Here is an 8566-nt window from a genome sequence, read left to right as displayed (position 1 = left end):
GACTTCCGCGTCACCGACAACTGGTCGACCTTCGTGGAATACAAGGGCACCTATTCACGCGTCGACGTGCCGATCGACAGCGGCGACCGCCTGAAGACGAACATCGTCACAAACGCGGTCAATGTCGGTATTTCATACCACTGGTGATCCGCATGGAGCGACCAGTGGGGATATTCGCACGCTGATCGCTATTCCGCCTCAACCAAACAGTAATTTCGGGGCGACGGCTTCTCTGTCCTTCGGCCTGGAGATGGGCTTGCCTGGTTGTCCGAATATGAAGCGGCTCGTGGCTATATGGCAGCGTAGCTTTATAAGGGATTGCTCGATGCTGTCTGTCGCGTTGTCGATGAAAACGAGGTCGCCCGGGCTCGTCGGATGCGCTTGCGGGTCCTGAGCCGGTACAACGAGGCAGGCGCAGGGCGCTTGCAAGACATTGAACCAGTGGGAGTGAATGGTGCGCATACTCTTAGTCGAAGACGACGACCTCATCGGTGAGGCCGTTCGAGACCACATCAATATTGCCGGCTACGCGACTGACTGGGTCCACACGATGGCGGATGCCGAGGCTGCAAGCACATCTGTCGAGTACGGCCTCATTCTCCTTGATCTGCAGCTTCCCGACGGCAACGGGCTGGTTTTCCTCGAGGGTTTTCGAGCACAGGGAGGTCATGCCCCGGTAATCATCCTGACCGCCCGTGATCAGATTTCTGATCGCATCGCCGGTCTTAACGCAGGCGCTGACGACTATTTGATCAAACCATTCAACCTCGGCGAGCTCGAGGCAAGAATCCTCGCTGTCCGTCGCCGCTACGAGGGGCGTCCCCAAAACATCGTCCGGGTTTCCGATATCGTAATTGAACGAGCAACCCATTCTGTCACGGTTGGCGGKCAGGACGTTCAGTTGACCCCACGCGAATGGGCGTTGCTCGATCTGCTCGTCCAGAGGCCTGGAAAGTTAATCACGCAGAAGCGGATCGAGGAAGCCCTCTATGCGTTCGGCGAGGAGGTCGAGAGCAATACTGTGCAGGTCTACATCAGCAGGCTGCGCAAGAAGATCGGGTTGGAGAAGATCAGGACGGCGCGAGGCATCGGCTATATGCTGATGGTTGAATGAGAAAAAATCGCAGCATCATCTACCCTCTTATGACCGCGCTTTCGGGCCTACTGGTCATATTCTGGCTTGGGGCCATCGGACTGGGAATCCTTGTAATGCGCTCGGAGTTCGACGAGATCTTCGATGGTGCGCTCAAGGAAACTGGCGAACGATTGCTGGCTATCGTTGAAGAGGGTCGGATTCCAGATATCCGGAATGGTGATCAKCAGGAGCGGACGCCGCTGGCGCCTTCCGCCCACGAATACCTAGTCTACCACGTACGCGCCGCAGACGGACGCATTCTTTTCCATTCAAAGGGCTCCCCTGTAGAGCCGTTCGATGTGCCGCTGACGGCAGGTTTTCATGATTCCGAAAAGTACCGTTTCTACACGGCTGTTAGTGCGAATGGTGCAATATTCCTGCAGGTCGCTGATCAGTTCAGCAACCGGCGCGAAGCCGTCCGCGAAAGCGCGGTGACCATGCTCATCCCGCTAGCCGTCTTGCTGCCACTCAGCTTGCTCTTGATGGCGTGGATTACAAGAAGGGCCGTGGACCCTATCAATAAACTGCGCGAAGCGATCTCGGAGAAGGACGGTGGCAACCTGTCGCCGGTCGAGACGGAGACGACGCCTCGGGAACTGAAGCCAATCGCCCAGTCCGTGAACCTTTTGCTTCAGCGCGTGCGGGCGACGATCGATGCGGAAAGGGAGTTCGCCACGCACAGCGCGCATGAACTACGCACGCCTCTGGCCGGGGCGTTAGCCCAGACGCAAAGACTTCTGGCTGAACTGCCGGACGACGCCTTGAAGGCGCGGGCGCGCAATATAGAGCAAGCGCTCGTCAAGCTCGGACATACGTCCGAAAAACTCTTGCAGCTCGCACGGGCAGAGGCCGGCCTCGGGCAGGCTGCGGTCATGACCGATCTCCGCTATGTGCTCGATCTGGTCATAGGGGACTACAAGCGCAATTTGGGAGCGACGCAGCGGCTGGTATATGCAAGTTCGACCAAACCACTGATGCGCATGGTMGATGTTGATGCGCTTGGCATTGTCGTAGGCAATCTCATCGAAAATGCAGTTGTTCATGGAGAGCCAGGCGGCAGGATCGTGATCTCCATCGACGATAAAGGTATCATAGGCATCGCTAGCGACGGTCCGGCGCTCTCTGCGACCGATCTCAAGGGTTTGAAATTGCGGTTTCGTCGCGGGACGACTTCCGCAAAGGGTTCGGGGTTGGGCCTCGCGATTGCCGACACGATGGTCCGGCAGATGGGTGGGGTTCTCGAGCTTTTATCACCCGCAAGCGGACGCGTGGATGGTTTCGAGGCCAGAATCCTACTCCCGTGATGACGCTCCAGGTCATGTCGGCGGCGCGTCGCCATACGGGAGCAGTTTCCTGCGATCAAACCGAGCTGATGTCGGTCACGGCACGCCCCCGAGACGTAGCGGTCGCCTACTCCAAGGGAACTCCGCTAAAGACGGCGATCGAGAGCCGCACGTCGCTTGCCCCGTAGGTTTAGCTTTCGAGGCGGTCGTCACGCATGGATCGAACGACGTCACGTTCGATCTCAAGGCATGCAGTCACGTACTCCTCGAACAGGATTTCCTCGGAAGGATTGAAGCGCATGAACTCGCGGGTCTCGACAGCGAGTTCATAGGCCTCGAACATCTGAAGCTGCCATGGGCGCCGAGCGGACATGATCCGGCTGCGCATCTGTGGCAGGCGCATGGCGAGGCGTCTGCGTCCGACTTCCTTGCGATTCACAATTCCGTGCTCCGGTCCATTGTTCGGTCCGTCGATAATAGCACGTGTGGCATCACGCGCAGCCTTCATCTTCCGTCCGGGACTTTGGTCCGGGTCACCCCCCGGACTGAGGTCGGAGGTCGGGAACAGCGAAGGATTTCCTGCCGTTGGTTCAGCAGCGGTCAAAAAGGCCGCTTGAACAAAAGGAGGATCAGATGCTTTCCAAACTTATCGTAGGTGCGGCCGCAGCCGCGGCACTGATGTMGGGCGTTGCGTTCGCGCAGTCTTCGACGGTTAACGGCGCTGCAGGCGGCGCAGTCACCGGCGCGATCGTCGGCGGCCCTGTCGGTGCTGCCGTCGGTGGTGTTGCTGGTGCCATCGTCGGCACGGTGATCGATCCGCCGCCGGAAAAGGTCGTCACCTATGTCCGTGAGGCACCTGCACCCTCGACCCGCGTCGTAGTCAAGGAGAAGGTCGTCGTCGGTCAGCCGCTTCCGCAAACCGTCGTCGTGACACCGGTTCCGGAAAATTCGAAATATTCATATGCAATYGTCAACAACGAGCGCGTCATCGTCGAACCGTCGTCGCGAAAGGTGATCCAGATCATCAACTGACCGGATCAAGGACGCGCACTTTAAACCGCGTCCGCCCACCCTCAACAGAAATGAAGCCCCACCGCACGTCGACTGCCACGGCGTCGTGCGGCCTCGAAAAGCGAGTATATCATGAAAATCAAGACCCTCTCCGTCCTGATGACGGCGCTGTCGATCGGCGTGTCGCCCGTCACCCACGCCAACGGCGGGCCCCGCCAGCAAGGCAGAATTTTCGTTCAGGTGCAGCAGCCTGACGGCGCAACCAGGTGACACGCTCGGAAAGCGCCATCGTGTGTCGCCTACATTTATTTACAACCGCCTTGGAGAAGAACCATGCGTCTGCTCATCGTCGAAGACGAACCAATAATTGCTCTCGCAATCGAGGAGGTCGCGATCGCCGCGGGATTTGAAATCGCCGGCATCGCGACAAACACGTCCGAAGCTTTGGAGCTTGGACCGGAGGCGGATGTCGCGATTATCGATGTTCGGCTTGGAGACGGCCTCACTGGCCCCTCCATCGCCCGCGCGCTTTTTGCTGGATTCGGACTGGGCGTCGCCTATCTCACAGCGAATCCCGACCTCGTCGAGGACGCCGATGGACATGTCGTCATCACCAAACCGGCCAGCGCCGAAAGGATCAAGGAGGCGTTGTCCCTGGCAGCAAGAGGCGCTCGCGAACAAACGCTTCAAGATCGGTCTGGATAGACGACATAAGACGGGACGACGACGGATTTAATATTCGATTTCTTCTGCGATGCGGAGCGCCGCTGCCTGTCAATGATCGGTAAAGGGAGTCCGCAATTCACATCCCATCAAGTGTGTTACTCGCGGCCCAAGCGTATCCTCGCCGCCCTTGCCGGATCGCAAGAGGCGATCTTAGGGAGCACGCCTGAAGAGGCTGCGTTGTTTCGTGCTGCGATCCAAGATCCTGTTTGATTCTATCTGACAAGACAGGCCGCCTGCTGTTTGCCGTCTTCGATAACGGCACGAACAAGATTCGCTGCAACCGCGACGCAAATGACAGCGCAGGCAATGGCGAGCACGCGCTTCGCCCGATTACGCCAACCAATGGCGTTGACGACGAAACCCGCTGCGTAGATGAAAAGCGCGGGAATGGCGAAGATCGCCACATTGATCAGGCCGTCGCAGTCCAGCGCGTCGATGCCCAGTGTCGCCTGGTATTCATTTGATGGCATCAAGGCAGCAAGAAGCGCCAGGGGCATACCCAACACCAGTATGGTCCAGCCCAGCACCCTACCAAAGCGGCCGCCTTTCGGTGCTGGAGAGTAACGACCTTTGTTGCTCATGATTGCCCGGGTTGGTCAGGGATAGTCTGAAGAAAAGGTACTGACAAAATTCCTGGAACGCTCCAACACATCGGACATTCTGATGAGCTCCATAATGGAGAGGCAAGAAGAGGTCCTCGCCGCTCTTCCGTTCTCTGAGATATCAGCTGTCCGCTTCATCAAACGACTCGGTTGTTCATTGATGCGCTCCTCCGCTTCCGTCGCCGCGTGATGTCGGCCAAGCGCCGCCCTCACTGCGCTCGAATTGAACACCGCTCAATGCGCCGTTTTGTGATGTCGCAGACCGAGACTTCCGCCGTGCCCATTCTTCCGAGAGATAAGAGAGGTAAATAACGCCCGTTATCAACATCAAACCGCCAATTACACCGGGCCCAATCAACATGATCGTCCAGATATCAAGCCAGGAACTGCTGATTTGCATAGCGGCTAACTCCTCACGACAGATAATGTTGAGTTAATCGAATTCCACGTTTTGGCTAGGCGTGCGTCATGCCGAAGCCATCTTTGTTCTGCTTGCCGGCATCAATGGGTATGCGGTCACCAACGGGAATGCGGCCAGCCACAGCGTGCAGGCCCTTATCGATTTCCTCGCTGGCGAGCTGCAGCATCACGCTTGAATCGCCGCACAAACCCGAGGAAGGTTCTGAGAGCATATCTCGACTGCAAAATCTGCAATATGGAGCGTTTGGTTCGGACCGTAAATCGACCTATCTTGACTGTCTGAAGTCTCTCATCGCGTTGCTCTCGACCGCGACGCCAACTCACACGGGCACCTTCCATGACCAAAGGCTCAGATCTCCTCATTGCGGCGCTTGAAAACGAAGGTGTGGAGCGCATCTTCGGCATTCCAGGCGAAGAAAACCTCGACGTCGTCGAATCCATCCGCAAGTCGTCCATCCAGCTCGTGCTCACGCGACACGAGCAGGCGGCCGCGTTCATGGCAGCGACCTACGGGCGACTGACGGGTAAGCCTGGCGTATGCCTAACGACGCTTGGTCCAGGAGCGTTGAACCTGTCGACGGGAGCGGCCTACGCGCTTCTCGGCGCGATGCCCATGGTGATGATTACCGGCCAGAAGGGAATTCTGTCATCGCGGCAGGCTCGCTTCCAGATTGTTGACGTCATCGCATCGATGAAGCCGCTGACCAAGCTCACGCGCCAGATCGTTTCGCCGCAGATGATCCCGACCATGGTGAGGGAAGCGTTCAGGATCGCGCAGGAGGAACGGCCTGGTCCGGTTCATCTCGAACTGCCTGAAGACATCGCTGCGGAGGAATGTGAGGACATCGCGCTGATCGCCCCGCATCAGCTCGAACTGCCGACGGCAAGCGATGCTGCGCTCGATCGTGCCGCGGCCCTGATTGCATCGGCCAAGCGTCCGTTGCTCATGTTCGGAGCAGCAGCCTCTCGTCCCCGCTCCACGTCAGACCTCGCGCAGTTCGTTATTCGAGCCCGCATCCCCTATTTCACGACGCAGATGGGGAAGGGGACGGTTCCAGGGGGAACCGAACTCTACATGGGCACTGCGGCCCTCTCGGAGAAAGACTATGTTCACGAGGCCATCGAGCAGGCAGATCTGATCGTCACGATCGGCCACGATACGATCGAAAAACCACCGTTCATCATGGGCAGGCGCGGTCCGAAAGTCGTTCATATCGGATATCAGCCGGCAACGGTCGAGCAGGTCTATTTTCCTCAGGCCGAGGTCATCGGCGACATGGGGCCGTCACTCAAGGCGCTCGCAGATCGCCTGGAGGGCAAGTTGCCGAACGCGCAGGCGCTTCTTCACCTGCGCGAGCGAATTCTGGACCGAATTGCAGACCGCGCGACCGAACAACGGTTTACGCCTCAGAGGCTGGTCCACGACATCCGCGAGGTCATGCCCCATGACGGCATTCTCGCTCTCGACAACGGCATGTACAAGATTTGGTTCGCTCGCAACTATCGCACCAGAATGGCGAACACGTTGCTTCTCGATAACGCGCTCGCGACGATGGGGGCTGGCCTTCCATCGGCAATGGTCGCTTCGATGCTTTATCCGGAACGACGGGTCATGGCGATCTGCGGCGACGGTGGCTTCATGATGAATTCGCAGGAGCTGGAAACCGCCGTCCGGCTCAACCTGAACCTCGTCATTCTCGTCATTGAGGACGACGCCTACGGGATGATCCGTTGGAAGCAGGCTGTAGACGAATTTCCGGACTTCGGAATGACATTCGGCAATCCGGACTTCGTCAAATATGCGGAATCCTATGGCGCCAAAGGCACAAGGGTCGATGAAATCGGCCAGTTCAAGCAGGTGCTCGAGGATGCCTTCAAGGGTGGGGGCGTGCATCTAATTAATGTCCCCATCGACTACTCGGAAAATGAACGTGTGCTGGTCAAAGAGCTGCGCGAACGGCTGCCGGCAATACTGGAGGCATGAAATGTCGCTTACCCTGACGGTTTATCAGGCATTCGATCGGGCGATCATCGCCGAGTTGCCCACAGATGACGCCGCTTCACTTGACCGCAAGCTGGATATTGCCGCGAAAGCCTTTGCCGATCGCGAGGGGTGGTTGCCTGCCCATCAGCGCATGACGATCCTCAGAAAGGCGTCAGCGCTCCTGCACGACAATCGCGACCGCTTCGCAATGATGATCGCGCGGGAAGGTGGCAAGCCGCTGGCGGACGCGATCATCGAAGTCACACGAGCGATCGACGGGCTGGTCAATGCCGCCGATGAGATCCGCAACTTCGGCGGCAAGGAAGTCCCGATGGGATTGACTGCCGCCAGTCTCAATCGGTGGGCCTTCACGACCAAGGAGCCGATTGGTGTTGTAGCGGCGATCTCGGCATTCAACCATCCACTCAATCTCATCGTCCATCAAATTGCGCCTGCCATCGCCGTCGGATGTCCCGTTATCGTAAAGCCTGCTGCAACGACGCCGATCTCGTGTATCGAAATCGTGAAGTTGCTTTGGGAGGCCGGCCTGGACGAGCGCTGGTGTCAAACCTTCGTCACCGATGACAACGCCCTTGCTGAATCGTTTGCGACCGATCCCCGCGTTGCGTTTCTGAGCTTCATCGGATCGGCGAAAGTCGGATGGTATCTCAAGAGCAAGCTGCCGCCCGGTACGAGATGTGCACTTGAACATGGCGGCGCAGCACCTGTCATCGTTGATCGAAGTGCAGATGCGGCCGCGGTCGTCGGCCCTATTATCAAAGGCGGTTACTATCATGCGGGGCAGGTCTGCGTATCGGTCCAGCGGATATTCGTGCACGAGGATCTCCTGGAACCGTTCACCGAGAACCTAGCCGCCGGGGTCGCGGCTCTTCGGGTCGGCGATCCGACGTTGCCGCAAACGGAAGTGGGGCCACTCATCCTGCCACGCGAAACGGAGCGGGTGTCGAACTGGATCCGGGAAGCGGTTGATACCGGAACAAGGCAGCTCGGGGGTGGGCGTCTTTCGGACACGACGCTGCTGCCCTCGGTCCTGATCAATCCGCCGGCGGACGCAAAGGTCTCGCAGCTAGAAGTCTTCGGCCCGCTGACCTGTGTTTACGGTTACCAGAACCTCGACGATGCGGTTCGGATTGCCAACTCCTTGCCTTATGCGTTTCAGGCGAGCGTATTTTCCTCGGATATCGCCGTCGCACTCCGGGCGGCGAAACGTCTGGATGCAGCAGCCGTTCTGATCAACGATCACACTGCGTTTCGGACGGATTGGATGCCGTTCGCAGGTCGCCGCCAGTCCGGTTATGGCGTCGGCGGTATCCCCTGGACGATGCAGGAGATGGCCGATGACAAGATGGTCGTTCTGAATGGGGTAAGTTAGGCGTTGTCTCGC

At 58.3% G+C, this 8566-nt stretch carries 11 protein-coding genes and 1 pseudogene; 9 read left to right on the top strand and 3 right to left on the bottom strand.

The features are described from left to right. The 4 genes and pseudogenes from AC1DNW_RS19235 to AC1DNW_RS19220 all read left to right on the top strand — a co-directional run. Window positions 1-147 (top strand): annotated as a pseudogene (locus AC1DNW_RS19235) (lipid A oxidase); the annotation flags it as partial. A 307-nt stretch (window positions 148-454) separates the two neighbouring features. Beyond that, the gene (locus AC1DNW_RS19230; RefSeq protein WP_113309067.1) at window positions 455-1114 is read left to right on the top strand and encodes a response regulator; all 660 of its coding nucleotides are present in this window, start codon (window positions 455-457) and stop codon (window positions 1112-1114) included. 95 nt (window positions 1115-1209) lie between these two features. Next, window positions 1210-2439, top strand: coding sequence for a sensor histidine kinase (locus tag AC1DNW_RS19225; protein WP_477854073.1), 1230 nt, complete (start codon window positions 1210-1212; stop codon window positions 2437-2439). Further along, a complete protein-coding gene (locus AC1DNW_RS19220) occupies window positions 2436-2606 on the top strand; it encodes a hypothetical protein (protein WP_477854072.1) in 171 nt (56 codons plus the stop codon). Before AC1DNW_RS19225 ends, AC1DNW_RS19220 begins: the two co-directional genes overlap by 4 nt. Before the next feature lie 2 nt (window positions 2607-2608). Here AC1DNW_RS19220 and AC1DNW_RS19215 read toward each other — a convergent pair whose 3' ends face one another. Beyond that, window positions 2609-2857 (bottom strand): hypothetical protein, encoded by a 249-nt coding sequence (locus AC1DNW_RS19215; RefSeq protein WP_477832158.1) that lies wholly within the window; start codon window positions 2855-2857, stop codon window positions 2609-2611. A gap of 194 nt (window positions 2858-3051) precedes the next feature. Here AC1DNW_RS19215 and AC1DNW_RS19210 point away from each other — a divergent pair, with 194 nt between their 5' ends. The 3 genes from AC1DNW_RS19210 to AC1DNW_RS19200 all read left to right on the top strand — a co-directional run bounded on the left by AC1DNW_RS19210 (window position 3052) and on the right by AC1DNW_RS19200 (window position 4134). Beyond that, window positions 3052-3450 carry a DUF1236 domain-containing protein gene (locus AC1DNW_RS19210; RefSeq protein ID WP_477854071.1) on the top strand — a complete coding sequence of 133 codons (399 nt, stop codon included), beginning with the start codon at window positions 3052-3054 and terminating at the stop codon, window positions 3448-3450. Between the two features lie 111 nt (window positions 3451-3561). Continuing rightward, on the top strand, window positions 3562-3699 hold the full coding sequence (locus AC1DNW_RS19205) for a hypothetical protein (protein ID WP_477854070.1): 138 nt from the start codon (window positions 3562-3564) through the stop codon (window positions 3697-3699). A 63-nt stretch (window positions 3700-3762) separates the two neighbouring features. Next, entirely contained in the window at window positions 3763-4134 is a 372-nt protein-coding gene (locus AC1DNW_RS19200; protein WP_115037904.1) for a response regulator, read from the top strand. 233 nt (window positions 4135-4367) lie between these two features. Here AC1DNW_RS19200 and AC1DNW_RS19195 read toward each other — a convergent pair whose 3' ends face one another. Both AC1DNW_RS19195 and AC1DNW_RS19190 read right to left on the bottom strand, forming a co-directional pair. Then, entirely contained in the window at window positions 4368-4736 is a 369-nt protein-coding gene (locus tag AC1DNW_RS19195; RefSeq protein WP_477854069.1) for a hypothetical protein, read from the bottom strand. A gap of 476 nt (window positions 4737-5212) precedes the next feature. Beyond that, window positions 5213-5347 carry a hypothetical protein gene (locus AC1DNW_RS19190; RefSeq protein WP_477854068.1) on the bottom strand — a complete coding sequence of 45 codons (135 nt, stop codon included), beginning with the start codon at window positions 5345-5347 and terminating at the stop codon, window positions 5213-5215. Window positions 5348-5514: 167 nt separating this feature from the next. Here AC1DNW_RS19190 and AC1DNW_RS19185 point away from each other — a divergent pair, with 167 nt between their 5' ends. Next, a complete protein-coding gene (locus tag AC1DNW_RS19185; RefSeq protein ID WP_477854067.1) occupies window positions 5515-7161 on the top strand; it encodes an acetolactate synthase large subunit in 1647 nt (548 codons plus the stop codon). A gap of 1 nt (window position 7162) precedes the next feature. Then, window positions 7163-8554 carry an aldehyde dehydrogenase family protein gene (locus AC1DNW_RS19180; protein WP_115037896.1) on the top strand — a complete coding sequence of 464 codons (1392 nt, stop codon included), beginning with the start codon at window positions 7163-7165 and terminating at the stop codon, window positions 8552-8554. The last annotated feature ends 12 nt before the right edge of the window (window positions 8555-8566 follow it).

This window comes from Rhizobium sp. 05L429 (assembly GCF_056397645.1).
The sequence above is the reverse complement of the archived record's forward strand: the minus strand, read 5'-3'. Positions and strand labels throughout refer to the sequence as shown.

Coding starts and splice junctions, on each gene's coding strand:
- AC1DNW_RS19205 (WP_477854070.1), top strand. CDS start 3,562: ATGAAAATCAAGACCCTCTCCGTCCTGATGACGGCGCTGTCGATCGGC.
- AC1DNW_RS19200 (WP_115037904.1), top strand. CDS start 3,763: ATGCGTCTGCTCATCGTCGAAGACGAACCAATAATTGCTCTCGCAATC.
- AC1DNW_RS19195 (WP_477854069.1), bottom strand. CDS start 4,736: ATGAGCAACAAAGGTCGTTACTCTCCAGCACCGAAAGGCGGCCGCTTT.
- AC1DNW_RS19185 (WP_477854067.1), top strand. CDS start 5,515: ATGACCAAAGGCTCAGATCTCCTCATTGCGGCGCTTGAAAACGAAGGT.
- AC1DNW_RS19180 (WP_115037896.1), top strand. CDS start 7,163: ATGTCGCTTACCCTGACGGTTTATCAGGCATTCGATCGGGCGATCATC.